Source organism: Streptomyces sp. NPDC037301, from assembly GCF_055602785.1.
In genome coordinates this window covers 72891-88423 of the sequence record NZ_JBVJWD010000018.1, presented here as the reverse complement: position 1 = coordinate 88423, position 15533 = coordinate 72891, and the positions used below count along the sequence as shown (strand labels likewise).

Below are 15533 nucleotides of genomic sequence, written 5' to 3'. Positions count from 1 at the left end.
ACAACTCGCCCCAGATGGCACAATCGGTGCATGGAACGCGACAGCCAACTCAAGCTTTACGGCCAAGTCGCCGACCGATTGAAGGAAGCGCACACAAGAGTGCGCGCACTGCAAGTCCCGGAGGGCGTAAGGATGGCGCTGTCCCGGAAGCTGTTGGTCATCACGGCCGCGGCTAAGCACGATCTCCCGGATGCGGCAAGGCGTCTGGACCGGTTGATGAAGGACCTCGATGAGGGCCGATTCCCCGAAGGTGACTGACTCTGCGGAACTGCGCAGCGGTCGACTTCGTTGCGGCACTAGGGTGATTAGCCCGTTTCGTGTTTGATTTGCGGTATATATCTGCCTAACGTGCGAAAACGCTTGAACACTTTCGTTCTGGCAATGTCTCCGAAGGGGAAGACGTGAACAAGGCGCAGCTCGTAGAAGCGATTGCCGACAAGGTCGGCGGCCGTCAGCAGGCCGCAGACGCCGTCGACGCGGTGCTCGACGCGATCGTCCGTGCGGTTGTCGCGGGGGACCGTGTATCGGTCACCGGCTTCGGCTCGTTCGAGAAGGTCGACCGCCCCGCCCGCTACGCCCGCAACCCGCAGACGGGTGAGCGGGTGCGGGTCAAGAAGACCTCGGTGCCCCGCTTCCGCGCGGGACAGGGCTTCAAGGACCTGGTGAGCGGCTCGAAGAAGCTCCCCAAGCACGATGTGGCCGTGAAGAAGGCGCCCAAGGGCAGCCTCTCGGGCGGTGTTGCCCGTACGACGGCCAAGGCCGCGGCCAAGAAGGCCACCGCCAAGAAGGCCGTTGCGAAGAAGGCCACCGCCAAGAAGGCCGTGACCGCCGCGAAGACCACCGCAGCCAAGAAGACCACCGCGAAGAAGACCACCGCGGCGGCCAAGAAGACCACGGCGGCGGCCGCTAAGAAGACCACCACCACCGCCGCGGCGGCGAAGAAGACGACGGTCGCCAAGAAGGCCGTCGCCGGCAAGACCGCGCCCGCCAAGAAGGCCACGGCGAAGAAGGCGCCCGCGAAGAAGGCCACGGCACGCAAGACCACGGCGAAGAAGGCCACTGCACGGAAGAAGTGAGGCCGAGCAGCGCAGGGCTACTCACGCGCCGGGCCGGGCTCCCCTCGGGGAGCCCGGCCCGCGGGCTGTTGTGGGCAGTGTGCGGAGTTGTTCAGAACGTCTGCAGCGTCACCAGCGTGATCCGTAGATCCGCGCCCTCGCCGGTGACCTCGATCCGCACCCGCTGCCCCGGACGCAACAGCCGCAGACCGCCGGCGTCGAAGGCCCGGGCGTCGAATTCCACCGGGGTGCCGTCGTCGAGCAGCACACTGCCGGTGCGGGTCTCGGGGTCGTACGTGTACGAGGTCGCCTGCATGAACGGCAGCCTATCGGTCCCCGAGGGGCGCTCCGGCGGCCCAGCGCCCCGTCGTGTGCGGGCCGACGCCCAGGGCCAGGGCCGCCCGCAGATCGTCGCCGGTGTCCACGTCCTGGCGGACCGAATCGATGCCGGTCAGGCTGATTTCCACCGCCCCCGAGTCCAGATGCCGGGCCCGGGAAGAACCGCCGAAAGCCGGTCGCAATTCCACTCCCGGCGCAGCCGACAGAAATGTTGTACCGATTCCCGCCGCATCGGTGACAAATGCGCGGGGAAACGCGGCGGAAAAATTGAGTACCCGGGACAATTCTCCGGGGCGCAGCGCGGGAAGATCCGCGTTGAGAGCGGCGAGAGCCGCCCCTGGCCGCTCGGCCCGCACGGTCCGCTCACCGTGCGCGAGGGCGGCGTTGAGCCCGTGGTCCGGTTCGTCGGGAACGATTCGCGCCCCGAGCGCCGCGAGAGCCGCCCCGGCCTCCGTGTCGTCCGTGACGACCACCACATCCCGTACCGCTGGGCAGGACAGGGCGGCGGCCACGGTGTCCCGGGCGAAGGCGAGGGCGAGCCGCGGGCGCAGCGCGGCGCCCGTCGCAGGCGCGAGCCTGCTCTTGGCCCGTGCCAGGGGTTTCAACGGGACGACCAGCGACCAAGGACCGGCCGGGTCGGTGTTCGTGGCGATCTGCCTCTCGATGCGCATCGCCGCTTATTCTCGCCTGCCGGTGCGAGAACCCGGGGGTTCGGTCCCGAAAGCGGGGCGTACGGTGTTCTCGACAGAGCAGGGGCCTGGGGCGAGACTTGACCGTCGGTAGCCAGGCAGCAGTCAGGTCCTTAGAGGAAGGTGTCCGAGTGTCCCGCCGCAGAATCGGCTTCTGGTACCGCCTGGCGGCGGTCATCGTGAAACCGCCGTTGGTGGTTCTGTTCAAGCGTGACTGGCGGGGAATGGAACACATTCCGGCCGACGGCGGATTCATCACTGCGGTCAATCACAACTCGTATCTGGACCCGCTTTCCTACGGTCACTTCCAGTACAACACCGGCCGGGTGCCGCGGCTTCTCGCGAAGGCGGGCCTCTTCAAGACCCCCTTTGTCGGAATGATGCTGCGCGGTACCGGACAGATCCCCGTATACCGCGAGACGACCAATGCGCTGGACGCCTTCAGGGCCGCCGTCGACGCCATCGGGCGCGGTGAATGCGTCGCCTTCTACCCGGAGGGCACCCTCACCCGCGACCCCGACATGTGGCCGATGGCCGGCAAGACCGGTGCGGCCCGCGTCGCGTTGATGACGAAGGCCCCGGTCATCCCGGTCGCCCAGTGGGGCGCCAACCTGGTCATGCCGCCGTACGCCAAGGAGAGCAAGCTCCGGCTCTTCCCCCGCAAGACCCTTCAGGTGCGGGCCGGACCGCCCGTCGACCTCTCCCGGTTCTACGACAAGGATCCGACGCCGGACATCCTGCGCGAGGCGACCGAGGCCATCATGGCTGCGGTGACCGCGCAGCTGGAGATCGTGCGGGGCGAGGAGGCGCCCGCGGAGCCGTACGACCACCGCAAGGCCCGTGCAGAACAGCGGCGCAAGGCCGAAGGAAAGGAACCCAAGTGACGCACCCCGCAAAGGCAGCCGTCTTCGGAACCGGCTCATGGGGTACGGCCTTCGGCGTGGTTCTCGCCGACGCCGGCTGCGAGGTCACCCTCTGGGGCCGTCGCGCCGAAGTCGCCGAGGCCGTCAACACGACCCGTACCAACCCGGACTATCTGCCGGGAATTGAGCTCCCCGAATCCATCAGGGCCACCACCGACGCCGCCGAGGCGCTGCGTGGCGCCGACTTCGCCGTGCTCGTCGTGCCGTCGCAGACGCTGCGTGCCAACCTCGCCGACTGGACCCCGCACCTCGGCTCCGACACCGTCCTCGTCTCGATGATGAAAGGCGTCGAACTCGGTACCGCGAAGCGGATGAGCGAGGTCATCGAGGACGTCACCAAGGTCTCCGCGGACCGCGTCGCCGTCATCACCGGCCCCAACCTGGCCAAGGAGATCGCCGAACGCCGCCCCGCCGCGGCCGTTGTCGCCTGCCAGGACGAGTCGGTGGCCCGTCGCCTCCAGGCCGCCTGCCACACCTCGTACTTCCGCCCGTACACCATCACCGATGTGGTCGGAGCCGAACTCGGCGGCGCGGTCAAGAACGTCATCGGTCTCGCCGTGGGTATCGCCGACGGCATGGGTCTCGGTGACAACGCCAAGGGCTCGCTCATCACCCGCGGTCTCGCCGAGACGACCCGTCTCGGCCTCGCCATGGGCGCCGACCCGCTGACCTTCTCCGGACTCGCGGGCCTCGGCGACCTGGTGGCGACCTGCTCCTCGCCGCTGTCGCGCAACCACACCTTCGGTACCAACCTCGGCCGCGGCATGACGCTGGAAGAGACCATCGCCGTCACCAAGCAGACCGCCGAGGGCGTCAAGTCCTGTGAATCAGTGCTCGATCTGGCGCGCAGGCACGGCGTCGACATGCCCATCACCGAGACGGTCGTCGGCATCGTTCATGAGGGCAAGCCGCCGATGGTCGCACTGGGCGAGCTGATGTCGCGCAGCGCGAAACCCGAGCGACGCTGACGGGTTCGCCGGGGGAGGACCTGAAGGGGGCGCAGGCCGGTGAACGTTCGCGGTCGTCGCTCCAGCGGCCCCGGCCACGCTGACGCGAGTGGTACCAGCAGGTACGCTCAACGCGATATGAGCAGCGAGAACCTCCCCCAGAGCCCGGAGCAGCAGCTCCGCAAGCCGCGCGTGGCCGTCGTGTTCGGCGGCCGCAGCTCCGAACACGGCATCTCGGTCGTCACGGCGGGTGCCGTCCTGAACGCCATCGACCGGACGAAGTACGACGTCCTGCCGATCGGCATCACGACGGACGGCCGCTGGGCGCTCACCGCCGACGAGCCCGAGCGCATGGCCATCACGGACCGGAAGATGCCGGATGTGGCCCAGCTGGCCGAGTCCACCGAGGGCGGCGTGGTGCTCTCCGTCGACCCCGGCAGCCGTGAAGTGGTGTACAGCGAGCCCGGCTCGGTCCCCAAGGCGCTCGGCGAGGTCGACGTCGTCTTCCCCGTGCTGCACGGCCCGTACGGCGAGGACGGCACCCTTCAGGGTCTCCTGGAGCTCTCCGGCGTGCCGTACGTCGGCGCCGGGGTGCTCGCCTCGGCGGTCGGCCAGGACAAGGAGTACATGAAGCGGGTCTTCACCTCGTTCGGGCTGCCGGTCGGCCCGTACGTCGTGGTACGTCCCCGCGAATGGGACACGGACCCCTCCGCTGCCCGCAAGCGCATCGTGGACTTCGCCGGTGACCACGGCTGGCCGCTCTTCATCAAGCCCGCCCGGGCCGGCTCGTCGATCGGCATCACCAAGGTCGACGATCTCTCCGGTCTCGACGAGGCGATCGAGGAAGCCCGCCGCCACGACCCCAAGTTCCTGGTCGAGTCGCTGCTGCGCGGCCGCGAGATCGAGTGCGGGGTGCTGGAGTTCGAGGACGGACCGCGCGCCAGTGTGCCCGCCGAGATCCCGCCGGTGACCTCGCACGACTTCTACGACTTCGAGGCCAAGTACATCGACTCGGCCTCCGGGATCGTGCCCGCCCCGCTCACCGAGGAGCAGACGGCCGAGGTTCAGCGGCTGGCGGTCGACGCCTTCGAAGCCGTGTCCTGCGAGGGCCTGGTGCGGGCCGACTTCTTCCTCACCGAGGACGGCAGCTTCGTGATCAACGAGATCAATACCCTGCCGGGCTTCACCCCGATCTCCATGTACCCGCGGATGTGGCAGGAGAGCGGCGTGAGCTACCAGGAGCTGGTGGACCGGCTGATCCAGGCCGCGTTGAACCGGCCGACCGGCCTGCGCTGAGAAGACGCGAACCGGGCCGTAGGGCGTGCGCTCCCGGGCGGGAGCGCACGCCCTACGGGCTGCTGGGAACTGTCTTGCGGACGGCCGGGCCGAACGCGGCCAACGGGCTCGCGTCGTGCGCGTACGCCGTGGACAGGCTCACCTCGACGTACGCCTTGCGGTAGGTCGTCGTAAAACGCGGACCGGCGTCTTCCGGCTGCTCCAGCAGCCAGTTGACGCCGTCCGCCTCGACCCCCTTCGCCATGGGGTCGTCCATCTTCGCGGGCCGGGGGACACCGCAGCGCAGTACGATCGCTCCGTCCCCCCACTCGGCGGTCAGTTCGGACTTCGTCCCGGTGTCACCGCGGTCGAGTCCGGCAACGGTCTTCGGCAGCTCCTTGTGCAGTGCACGGCAGTAGGCTGCGGCTTCCGGTGACGGCGTGGGAACCGTGATCGACGCCGCGGCGTCCGTTGAGGAGCAGCCCGCCGCGGCCAGCAGCAGCGCGGCAACGGACGGACCGAGAAACACGGGGTGGCGGAACCGGCGCAATGATGTCACCGGCCCAGCGTAGACGGGGACTACAGATGAACGACCGGGCAGGTCAGGGTTCTGGTGATGCCTTCCACTTGCTGGACCTTGGCGACCACCATGCGGCCGAGTTCATCGACCGTGTCGGCCTGGGCGCGCACGATCACGTCATAGGGGCCGGTGACGTCCTCTGCCTGGATCACTCCCGGAACTTTGGCGATGGTCTCGGCGACGGTCGACGCCTTGCCCACCTCGGTCTGAATAAGGATGTACGCCTGTACCACGGAACCTCCAGGGCGGCCACGAGGATCATGTGGGGGAAAGGGACGCCACGGTATCGCGTTGCCGCGGGCCGCGGGGAGACCTACGGGGCGGTTGACGTCCACAGCGTGGCGCACGCAAGACACAAGTTGACGTATCTCTTGACAGTACCGACAGCAGTGACGGCCCGCGACCGCGAGCGCAGCGGTGCGAAAGGGGGACAGACATGCCGATGAGAACCGGTGCAGACTGCTCCCTGCGGCGGCGGCCGGTCCACGATCCGGACCCCCGGCCGCTGAAGCAGCCCGGACGAACGTCCGGGGCGATAGATGAGAGGTGAGACTCGGTGAAGGGAACCGTGGGCGAGTTGGGGGAGTTCGGGCTCATCAGGGAGCTCACTTCCCGGCTCACCACCACTCCGGCGGTACGGCTCGGCCCCGGCGACGACGCCGCGGTCGTGTCCGCTCCCGACCGCAGGGTCGTGGCCAGTACGGACATCCTGTTGGAGGGACGGCACTTCCGTCGCGACTGGTCGACGGCGTACGACGTCGGCCGCAAGGCCGCCGCCCAGAATCTCGCCGACATCGCCGCCATGGGCGCCGTGCCCACCGCGCTGCTGCTCGGCCTGGTCGTCCCCGCCGAACTCCCGGTCACCTGGGCCGGCGAGCTGATGGACGGCATCCGTGACGAGTGCCAGGTCGCCGGCGCGGCCGTGGTCGGCGGCGATGTGGTGCGCGGCGAGACGATCACCGTCTCGATCACCGCACTCGGCGATCTGCGCAACCATGAACCGGTCACCCGGTCCGGCGCCCAGCCCGGCGACGTCGTCGCCGTCACCGGCTGGCTCGGCTGGTCCGCTGCCGGATACGCCGTGCTCTCCCGCGGCTTCCGCTCGCCCCGCGCCTTCGTCGAGGCCCACCGGCGCCCCGAACCGCCGTACCACGCAGGCCCCGCGGCCGCCGGACTCGGCGCCACCGCGATGACGGACGTGAGCGACGGACTCGTCGCCGACCTCGGGCACATCGCCGAGGCCAGCAAGGTCCGGATCGACCTGCGCTCCGGACTCATCGACATCCCCTCGCAGATGTCCGACATCGGGCAGGCCGTCGGTGTGGACCCGCTGCAGTGGGTGCTGACCGGGGGAGAGGACCACGCGATCGTCGCCACTTTCCCGCCGGACGTGAAGCTGCCCGCCCGCTGGAAGGTGATCGGCGAAGTCCTCAATCCCTCGGCGCTGCCGCAGGTGACGGTCGACGGGGCGCCCTGGACCAGCAAGGGCGGCTGGGATCATTTCGGGGACATCGAGGACGCTCAGTAGATTTCGGCGTATGCCCATATCCGCTGCTGTACCCGCCCGTGTACTCACCGTCGCCGGTTCCGATTCCGGCGGCGGTGCGGACATTCCGGCCGACCCGAAGACGATGCCGGCGCTCGGTGTGCACGGAACGAGCGTGCTGACCGCCGCCACAGCAAGCGGTGAAGACCGGCTTGCTGTCGTCGGCCGCCCTGGGTCCTCATCAAGGGCGGGCACCCGCCCGGCGAGCCCGTCGAACTGCTGACGGATGGCACCGAGGCACGACAACCACCACACCCGCGGCACCGGTTGCACGCTCGCCTCGGCGATCGCCTGCTCACCGGCCCTGGGCCAGGACGTACCCACGGCGGTACGGGGCGCGAGGTGTATGTCACCGGGGCGATCGAAGCAGGCCCCCCGCTGGGCGCCGGAATCGGCCCCGTCGACCACGTCGGCGGACGCGCACCGTGTGAGGGCCCAGGAGCACAGCAAAAAGCCGGTCCACCGAGGTGGACCGGCTTTTTGGGCAACCGGAAGGCTGCGCTACGACGGGAACGTCAGCGCGCGACCTTGCCGGCCTTGATGCACGAGGTGCAGACGTTGAGCCGCTTCGGCGTCCGACCGACCACGGCACGCACGCGCTGGATGTTGGGATTCCAGCGACGGGACGTACGGCGGTGCGAGTGCGAAATGTTGTTGCCGAAGCCCGGCCCCTTGCCGCAGACGTCGCAGTTGGCAGCCACGGGTCACTCCAAAGACTTCAGGTGCACTTACAGTGAATTCCGGCGCGCCGGATTCATTTGACTGAAGTGGCGGCACCGGAGGAATGGCCCGACTCTCATCGGGCAACCGCAGCAGCATACAACGGCTGCTTCGGTAGAACGAAACTACCATGGGTTCCGCCGCCCCCTGTCCCGCCCCTGTCCCCGACGGACCCGGCGCACGGGGCTACTCTGCGGTGCAGCCGGCCACCCACGGCCGATTTCGAGGAGGACCGACAGGTGCCGCAGACCGCCGACGACATGGACGCCGTCGCGGTGCGTACCTGGTGCTCACTGGCCCTGGAGGCACTGGGCCGGGAGCGCGAGGCGATCGACGCGATCAACGTCTACCCCGTCGCCGACGGGGACACCGGTACGAACCTCTATCTCACCGTGGAGTCCGCGACCCAGGCCGTCGAAGCGGTCTTCGCCGCCCATGAGACCGGTACGACCGTGCCCGTCGCCGCCGACGCGGTACGGGCCATGGCGCACGGAGCGCTGATCGGTGCGCGCGGAAACTCCGGCACGATCCTGGCCCAGCTGTTGCGCGGGATGGCAGGGGTGCTGGCCGACGGGCACGACGCGGACCATCTTCGCCGGGCGCTCACCAGGGCCGCCGCAGCCGCCCGGCAGGCCGTCGCCCACCCCGTCGAGGGCACCGTGCTGACCGTGGCCACCGCAGCCGCCGAGGCCGCCGGGCGCACGGCGGACGACGCCGGAACCGCGGCGGTCGCACGGGCGGCGTACGAGGGGGCGCGGACGGCCCTGGAGGCAACCCCCGGACAGCTCGCCGTCCTCGGACGGGCGGGCGTCGTGGACGCCGGTGGACGGGGCCTGGTGACGGTGCTCGGGGCGCTCGTCGAAGCGGCCTCCGGGCGGGCTCCCGAGCGCACATACGTGGCCGTGCCCGCGGCCGTGGTCCCTGTGCCGCAGGACTGCGCGGAGGGCGGACCGGCCTTCGAGGTCATCTACCTGCTGGAGGCCACGGACGACGCCGTGGACCGGCTGCGGACCCGGCTCGACGGGCTCGGCGACTCGCTCGTGGTGGTGGGCGGCGACGGGCTGTGGAACGTCCATGTGCATGTCGACGACGCGGGTGCGGCGGTGGAGGCCGGTGTCGAGGCGGGGCGGCCGTACCGCATCCGGATCACCCACTTCGGCGCGGACCGGGTGCACCCCCACACCGAACCCGTGCAGCGCGCGGTCGTGGTGGTGGTCCCCGGCGACGGGCTCCGCGGCCTGTGCAAGGAGGCCGGGGCGACGACGGTCCTGGCGCGCCCCGGGGAGCCGCCTGCCAGCGGCGAACTGGTCGACGCGATCCGCCGGGCGCACGCCCGCGAGGTGGTTCTGCTGCCCAACGACGCGGAGCTGCGCCACACCGCCGCTGCCGCCGCCGATCAGGCCCGCGCGGAGGGTGTCCGGGTCGCCCTGATCCCGACCCGGGCAGCCGTCCAGGGCATCGCGGCCCTCGCCGTCCACGAACCCGACCGCAGCTTCGACGAGGACGTGGTGGCGATGACCGCCGCGGCCGGTGCCACCCGCTACGCCGAACTGGCCGTCGCCGAGCGGCAGTCCTGGACCATGGCGGGTATCTGCCAGGCCGGCGACATCCTGGGCCTGATCGACGGCGATGTCGCGGTCATCGGCGAGGACGTACCGGAAACGGCCCGGAACGTGCTGGACCGCATGCTGGCGGCGGGCGGCGAACTGGTCACCCTGGTCCTCGGCGAGGACGTCCCCGACAGCCTGGCCGACGAGCTGGAGGAGCACGTACGCGAGGGCTATCTGGCGGTCGACACGGTGGTGTACCGGGGCGGCCTCCAGTGCGCTCCGCTGCTGATCGGGGTGGAGTAGGCCGGCGTGCGGCCGGCGCGGGTGTCCTCAAGTGCCGGGCGGGCCTGATTTCTGCATCTGTGCGTCGGGCGCGCGGGTCGGAGACTGTCCTCTCCGACCGGCCGATTCCGGTGTTCCGCGTGGTGCCCGGCGGACATCTGTCAGTGGTGTGGTGTGCAATGGATCGCGTGTCTGCGTTCGATGAACCCCTCAAGAAGCTGCTCGGCGGAGCCACCGCGAAGGTGATGGCCGAACACCTCGACCTGCACACGGTCGGTGATCTGTTGCACCACTACCCGCGGCGGTACGAGGAGCGCGGTCGGCTCACGGCGCTGACCGACCTTCCGCTGGACGAGCATGTGACGGTGGTCGCCCAGGTCGCCGACGCACGCATCATGATGTTCAACAACGGCCGCGGCAAACGCCTCGAAGTGACCCTCACCGACGGCAACGGCCGCCTCCAGCTGGTCTTCTTCGGCCATGGCGTCCACAAACCGCACAAGGAGCTGTTGCCGGGCCGGCGGGCGATGTTCGCGGGCAAGGTCTCGGTCTTCAACCGGAAGATGCAGCTGGCCCACCCCACGTACCAGCTGCTGGACGCCGAGTCCATCGACGGGGACGAGGCCACGGAGGCGGTGGACGCATTCGCCGGGCGGCTGCTGCCGATCTACCCGGCCTGCAAGCAGCTGGACTCGTGGCGGATCGCCAAGGCCGTCGACACCGTGCTGCCCAGTGCGCGGGAGGCCGTCGACCCGCTGCCGCCGAGTCTGCGCGAGGGCCGCGGGTTCACCCCGCTCCCGGAAGCGCTGCTGAAGGTCCACCGCCCACAGACCAAGGCGGACATCGCACAGGCCAGGGACCGGCTGAAGTGGGACGAGGCCTTCGTCCTCCAGGTCGCGCTGGCCCGCCGCAGATACGCCGACACCCAGCTTCCGGCAGTGGCCCGCAGGTCCAGGCCCGGCGGACTGCTCGACGCCTTCGACGCCAAGCTGCCCTTCACCCTCACCGAGGGACAGCAGAAGGTCGCCAAGGAGATCTTCGACGACCTGGCGACCGAGCACCCGATGCACCGGCTCCTCCAGGGCGAGGTCGGGTCCGGGAAGACCATGGTCGCGCTGCGCGCGATGCTCGGCGTCGTCGACGCGGGCGGGCAGGCCGCCATGCTCGCGCCCACCGAAGTGCTCGCCCAGCAGCACCACCGCTCCATCACCGAAATGATGGGCGAGCTGGCCGACAATTGGGGACTGTGGGGCGAAGCGCCCTCTCAGGAGGGGCGGCGGTCGGGCGACGGGCGGGCGCCCGGCGGCTCCGAGCAGGGGACGAAGGTGGTGCTGCTCACCGGCTCCATGGGCGCCGCGGCCCGCCGCCAGGCCCTGCTCGACCTCGTCACAGGCGAGGCCGGGATCGTGATCGGTACACATGCGCTGATCGAGGACAAGGTGCAGTTCCACGACCTGGGCCTGGTCGTCGTCGACGAACAGCACCGCTTCGGGGTGGAACAGCGCGACGCCTTGCGCTCCAAGGGAAAGCAGCCGCCGCATCTGCTGGTCATGACCGCGACCCCCATTCCCCGTACGGTCGCCATGACCGTCTTCGGCGACCTGGAGACGTCCGTACTGGACCAGTTGCCGGCCGGCCGCTCGCCGATCGCCAGCCATGTCGTACCCGCCAAGGACAAGCCGCACTTCCTCAGCCGCGCCTGGGAACGGGTCCGCGAGGAAGTGGAGAACGGGCACCAGGCCTACGTGGTCTGCCCCCGCATCGGCGACGACGCCGAGGACGAGGCGGCGGGCAAGAAGGGGAAGAAGAAGGCGGCCGAGGACGACGGCGAGAAGCGCCCGCCACTCGCCGTCCTGGAGATCGCCGAACAGCTCGCCAAGGGCCCGCTCGCCGGTCTGCGCGTCGAGGTGCTGCACGGCAGGATGAACCCCGACGACAAGGACGACGTGATGCGCCGCTTCGCCGCGGGCCAGGTCGACGTCCTCGTCGCCACCACCGTCATCGAGGTCGGGGTCAACGTCCCCAACGCCACCGCCATGGTGATCATGGACGCCGACCGGTTCGGGGTCTCCCAGCTCCACCAGCTGCGCGGCCGGGTCGGCCGTGGCTCCGCCCCTGGACTCTGTCTGCTGGTCAGCGAGGCCCACGAGGCCAGCCCCGCCCGCGCCCGGCTCTCCGCCGTCGCCGCCACCCTCGACGGCTTCGAACTGTCCCGGATCGACCTCGAACAGCGCCGCGAGGGCGATGTCCTCGGCCAGGCCCAGTCCGGGGTCCGCTCCTCGCTGCGGATGCTCACCGTCATCGACGACGAGGAGGTCATCGCCGCCGCCCGCGAGGAGGCCGCCACGATCGTCGCAGCCGACCCGGAGCTGGAACACCTGCCCGAGCTGCGGATCGCGCTGGACGCGCTGCTCGACAAGGAGCGCGAACAGTACCTCGACAAGGGGTGACAGGTGCGCGGGCCCCATCCGCCGTGACGCCATATCGTGGGTGGCACGGCGCCGCAGCATCCTGTGGGCCACCCACGAACCGAGGATCAGACACCCATGACCCGCGTGATCGCCGGCTCGGCCGGCGGACGCCGCCTGGCCGTCCCGCCAGGCACCGGCACCCGCCCCACCTCCGACCGTGCACGCGAGGGCCTCTTCTCCACCTGGGAAGCCCTCCTGGGCAGCCTCCACGGCACCCGTATCGCGGATCTGTACGCGGGTTCCGGCGCCGTCGGCCTGGAGGCACTCTCCCGCGGCGCGGTCCACGCCCTGCTCGTCGAGGCCGACCCCAAGGCCGTGCGCACCGTCCGGGACAACGTCCGCACACTCGGCCTGCCCGGCGCCGAAGTCCGTACCGGCAAAGCAGAACAGATCGTGACGGGACCGGCGCCCGCGGAGCCGTACGACGTGGTGTTCCTGGACCCGCCGTACGCAGTGACCGACGACGATCTTGGCGAGATACTCCTCACACTCCGTGCCCAGGGGTGGCTCACGGCCGACGCCCTCGTCACCGTGGAACGCAGCACCAGAGGCGGAGAATTCAACTGGCCCAAGGGATTCGAGCCACTGCGGGCCCGTCGCTACGGCGAGGGAACGCTTTGGTACGGTCGCGCCGCCTCTACGTGTGAAGACGCACGATGACCGGACCGGAGAGCGAGGGAACCAAGTTGCGCCGCGCCGTCTGTCCGGGGTCATTCGACCCCATCACCAATGGACACCTCGACATCATTGGCCGTGCCTCGAAGCTGTACGACGTCGTACATGTCGCGGTGATGATCAACCAGTCCAAGAAGGGCCTGTTCACGGTCGACGAGCGGATCGACCTGATCCGCCAGGTCACCGCGGACTTCGGCAACGTCGAGGTCGAGTCCTTCCACGGTCTCCTGGTCGACTTCTGCAAGCAGCGCGACATCCCGGCGATCGTGAAGGGCCTGCGGGCTGTCAGCGACTTCGACTACGAGCTGCAGATGGCCCAGATGAACAACGGCCTCTCCGGCGTCGAAACGCTCTTCGTGCCGACCAATCCCACCTACAGCTTCCTGTCGTCCTCCCTGGTCAAGGAGGTCGCCACCTGGGGCGGCGACGTCTCCCACCTGCTGCCCCCGGTGGTCCATGAAGCCCTCACCGAACGCCTCGCCCAGCGCTGAAGAACTGACGGACCGTCAGCAGGTGTCGGGCGGGCGCCGACTGGCCGTACAGTCGTCCCGTCCGTCTCCAAATCGGCTGTAGAGAGTGGCGAGCACACGGTGGACGTGCAGAAGAAGCTCGACGAGATCGTCGAGTCGGTCGGGAGCGCCCGGTCCATGCCCATGTCGGCTTCGTGCGTGGTCAACCGCGCCGAGCTGCTTGCGATGCTCGAAGAGGTGCGTGAGGCCCTGCCCGGCTCGCTCGCCCATGCCCAGGAGCTCATCGGCGGCCGGGAGCAGATGGTCGAGCAGGCCCGTCAGGAGGCCGAGCGGATCATCGAGACCGCACATGCCGAACGCACCTCGCTGATCTCCGGGACCGAGATCGCCAGGCAGTCCCGCAGCGAGGCCGACCGCATCCTCGACGAGGCCCGTCGGGAGGCCGAGGAGGTCCGTACCGAGGCCGACGAGTACGTCGACAGCAAGCTCGCCAACTTCGAGGTCGTCCTCACCAAGACCATCGGCTCCGTCGACCGGGGCCGCGAGAAGCTCCTCGGCCGTGGCCAGGCCTTCGACGAGCAGGGATACGAGGACCCGGACTTCGCCGAGGCCCCCGAGCGCAGCACCGACCCGGCCACGCTCCAGCGCCGTGCGGACGAGTACGTCGACACCAAGCTCGGCGCCTTCGAGGCCGTGCTCGCCAAGACCCTGGAGGCGGTCGGCCGCGGCCGGCAGAAGCTGCACGGCCGGGTCGCCACCGACGAACTCGGCGCGCACGTGGCTGCCCAGGACGCGGCGGGCAATCAGGGGCACGTGAGCGACGAGGACCACTGGGCCGGACTCGCCGGGCTCGCCACCCCGGAGCCGCAGCCGGTGCACCAGCAGGTCCAGCCGGACTTCCCCGCCCAGGCCCAGCCGAGCTACGCGGAGACGTACGCGTACCAGGAGCAGCCGCAGCAGGACGTCTACGGGTACCAGCAGCAGCCGGACCCGTATGCCGCCTATCAGCAGCAGGGCTACGACCAGGGCCAGGCGCAGATCCCGGTCCAGGGGTACGACGGCTGGCAGCAGCAGCCCATGCAGCCCCAGCAGGCGCTCCAGCCGCAGGGTGAGAGCGCCCTCGACGAGACCAGCCTGTTCGACACCAGCATGATCGATCTGGACCAGCTCCGCCGGTACGAACAGGAGCGCTGACCGGGCGGTACGGAGGCGGGGCGGACCGGATTGGGACCTGGGCGGCGCGTCCAGTATCCTGGCTCTTCGGTCGCGCGTATGTCCGCGATCCCGGCTGCCCGTTTCGAATCCGAATCCGGACGGCCCTCCCCACGATGCGCGATGCACATGATCTCGAAAGCAGGAAAAGCCCTGAACGGCCACCTCGACCACCGAAACCCCCTCGTGTTCGATACGCACGAGCTGGGTCGGCGTCCCGGTGCCCTCCAGCGGCTGACCCGCTCGGTGGACGCACCCGGTTCACCGGCCCTCGGCATCGACGGGGTCATCGGTGTGCCGGAAGGCGCACCCTTGGAGCTGGACCTCCGTCTCGAGTCGGTCATGGAAGGGGTGCTTGTCACAGGCACCGCCCGTGCGTCGGCCGAGGGGGAGTGCGTAAGGTGTCTGGAGCCGCTGCGCCAAGAGGTTGTGGCGGACTTCCAGGAGATGTTCTCGTACCCTGACGCCGATGACCGGGGCCGCATCAAAGCGGAACCGGCCGACGACGCCGAGGACGACGAGGACAGGTTCTTCATCGAGGACGGCCTGTTCGACCTCGAACCAGTGCTGCGCGATGCGGTGGTGCTCGCACTGCCGATGCAGCCGGTGTGCCGGGAGTCCTGTGCCGGTCTGTGTTCCGAATGCGGAATCAGGCTGGACGAGAACCCCGGTCACCACCACGATGCCGTCGACATCCGTTGGGCGGCATTGCAAGGACTCGCCGAGACCGTTTCGGACGGCGAGAAGGACAACATGGGCGGCGCCGAAGCGGGCGTCGACGAGAAGCAGGAGAAGTAGC

Annotated in this window: 18 protein-coding genes and 1 pseudogene; 14 read left to right on the top strand and 5 right to left on the bottom strand. The window is 69.5% G+C overall.

All coding sequences use genetic code 11. The features are described from left to right. The first annotated feature begins 30 nt into the window (after positions 1–30). Together ACZ7IB_RS26965 and ACZ7IB_RS26960 are read left to right on the top strand one after the other, a co-directional pair. Positions 31–258 carry an SCO5555 family protein gene (locus ACZ7IB_RS26965; RefSeq protein ID WP_072487271.1) on the top strand — a complete coding sequence of 76 codons (228 nt, stop codon included), beginning with the start codon at positions 31–33 and terminating at the stop codon, positions 256–258. 143 nt (positions 259–401) lie between these two features. After that, positions 402–1076 carry an HU family DNA-binding protein gene (locus ACZ7IB_RS26960; protein WP_470916417.1) on the top strand — a complete coding sequence of 225 codons (675 nt, stop codon included), beginning with the start codon at positions 402–404 and terminating at the stop codon, positions 1074–1076. A gap of 91 nt (positions 1077–1167) precedes the next feature. On the opposite strand, the gene ACZ7IB_RS26955 is transcribed toward ACZ7IB_RS26960, so the two are convergent. Beyond that, positions 1168–1371, bottom strand: coding sequence for a hypothetical protein (locus ACZ7IB_RS26955; RefSeq protein WP_093899138.1), 204 nt, complete (start codon positions 1369–1371; stop codon positions 1168–1170). A gap of 10 nt (positions 1372–1381) precedes the next feature. Continuing rightward, on the bottom strand, positions 1382–2065 hold the full coding sequence (gene cofC / locus ACZ7IB_RS26950; protein ID WP_470916416.1) for a 2-phospho-L-lactate guanylyltransferase: 684 nt from the start codon (positions 2063–2065) through the stop codon (positions 1382–1384). Between the two features lie 149 nt (positions 2066–2214). Here cofC and ACZ7IB_RS26945 point away from each other — a divergent pair, with 149 nt between their 5' ends. The 3 genes from ACZ7IB_RS26945 to ACZ7IB_RS26935 all read left to right on the top strand — a co-directional run bounded on the left by ACZ7IB_RS26945 (position 2215) and on the right by ACZ7IB_RS26935 (position 5249). Continuing rightward, positions 2215–2967: a lysophospholipid acyltransferase family protein gene (locus ACZ7IB_RS26945; protein ID WP_470916415.1), complete on the top strand. Its 753-nt coding sequence runs from the start codon at positions 2215–2217 to the stop codon at positions 2965–2967. Beyond that, complete coding sequence (locus ACZ7IB_RS26940) at positions 2964–3974, top strand: NAD(P)H-dependent glycerol-3-phosphate dehydrogenase (RefSeq protein ID WP_470916414.1); 1011 nt, start codon at positions 2964–2966, stop codon at positions 3972–3974. Before ACZ7IB_RS26945 ends, ACZ7IB_RS26940 begins: the two co-directional genes overlap by 4 nt. 117 nt (positions 3975–4091) lie before the next feature. Further along, on the top strand, positions 4092–5249 hold the full coding sequence (locus ACZ7IB_RS26935; protein ID WP_327272712.1) for a D-alanine--D-alanine ligase family protein: 1158 nt from the start codon (positions 4092–4094) through the stop codon (positions 5247–5249). Positions 5250–5301: 52 nt separating this feature from the next. Here ACZ7IB_RS26935 and ACZ7IB_RS26930 read toward each other — a convergent pair whose 3' ends face one another. Beyond that, complete coding sequence (locus tag ACZ7IB_RS26930; protein ID WP_470916413.1) at positions 5302–5787, bottom strand: DUF3515 domain-containing protein; 486 nt, start codon at positions 5785–5787, stop codon at positions 5302–5304. Positions 5788–5807: 20 nt separating this feature from the next. Then, entirely contained in the window at positions 5808–6041 is a 234-nt protein-coding gene (locus tag ACZ7IB_RS26925; RefSeq protein WP_093899132.1) for an Lrp/AsnC family transcriptional regulator, read from the bottom strand. A gap of 323 nt (positions 6042–6364) precedes the next feature. On the opposite strand from ACZ7IB_RS26925, the gene ACZ7IB_RS26920 reads away from it, so the two are divergent. From ACZ7IB_RS26920 to ACZ7IB_RS26910, 3 genes and pseudogenes are all read left to right on the top strand, one after another. Continuing rightward, complete coding sequence (locus ACZ7IB_RS26920; RefSeq protein WP_327272711.1) at positions 6365–7336, top strand: thiamine-phosphate kinase; 972 nt, start codon at positions 6365–6367, stop codon at positions 7334–7336. A gap of 10 nt (positions 7337–7346) precedes the next feature. Next, positions 7347–7577 carry a bifunctional hydroxymethylpyrimidine kinase/phosphomethylpyrimidine kinase gene (locus tag ACZ7IB_RS26915; protein WP_470916412.1) on the top strand — a complete coding sequence of 77 codons (231 nt, stop codon included), beginning with the start codon at positions 7347–7349 and terminating at the stop codon, positions 7575–7577. Next, positions 7520–7762: pseudogene (locus ACZ7IB_RS26910) on the top strand (bifunctional hydroxymethylpyrimidine kinase/phosphomethylpyrimidine kinase); the annotation flags it as partial. The gene ACZ7IB_RS26915 and the pseudogene ACZ7IB_RS26910, both read left to right, overlap by 58 nt. Before the next feature lie 107 nt (positions 7763–7869). On the opposite strand, the gene rpmB reads toward ACZ7IB_RS26910, so the two are convergent. Then, on the bottom strand, positions 7870–8055 hold the full coding sequence (rpmB, locus tag ACZ7IB_RS26905) for a 50S ribosomal protein L28 (RefSeq protein ID WP_030928661.1): 186 nt from the start codon (positions 8053–8055) through the stop codon (positions 7870–7872). A 258-nt stretch (positions 8056–8313) separates the two neighbouring features. On the opposite strand from rpmB, the gene ACZ7IB_RS26900 reads away from it, so the two are divergent. The 6 genes from ACZ7IB_RS26900 to ACZ7IB_RS26875 all read left to right on the top strand — a co-directional run bounded on the left by ACZ7IB_RS26900 (position 8314) and on the right by ACZ7IB_RS26875 (position 15532). Continuing rightward, entirely contained in the window at positions 8314–9927 is a 1614-nt protein-coding gene (locus ACZ7IB_RS26900) for a DAK2 domain-containing protein (RefSeq protein ID WP_470916411.1), read from the top strand. 158 nt (positions 9928–10085) lie between these two features. Continuing rightward, positions 10086–12356, top strand: coding sequence for an ATP-dependent DNA helicase RecG (recG, locus tag ACZ7IB_RS26895; protein ID WP_470916410.1), 2271 nt, complete (start codon positions 10086–10088; stop codon positions 12354–12356). A gap of 96 nt (positions 12357–12452) precedes the next feature. Next, positions 12453–13037 carry a 16S rRNA (guanine(966)-N(2))-methyltransferase RsmD gene (rsmD, locus tag ACZ7IB_RS26890; RefSeq protein ID WP_327272708.1) on the top strand — a complete coding sequence of 195 codons (585 nt, stop codon included), beginning with the start codon at positions 12453–12455 and terminating at the stop codon, positions 13035–13037. A 26-nt stretch (positions 13038–13063) separates the two neighbouring features. Further along, on the top strand, positions 13064–13543 hold the full coding sequence (coaD, locus tag ACZ7IB_RS26885; protein ID WP_189279123.1) for a pantetheine-phosphate adenylyltransferase: 480 nt from the start codon (positions 13064–13066) through the stop codon (positions 13541–13543). 99 nt (positions 13544–13642) lie between these two features. Further along, positions 13643–14716, top strand: coding sequence for an ATP synthase F0 subunit B (locus tag ACZ7IB_RS26880; protein ID WP_470916409.1), 1074 nt, complete (start codon positions 13643–13645; stop codon positions 14714–14716). A gap of 147 nt (positions 14717–14863) precedes the next feature. Beyond that, on the top strand, positions 14864–15532 hold the full coding sequence (locus ACZ7IB_RS26875) for a YceD family protein (RefSeq protein ID WP_470916408.1): 669 nt from the start codon (positions 14864–14866) through the stop codon (positions 15530–15532). The last annotated feature ends 1 nt before the right edge of the window (position 15533 follow it).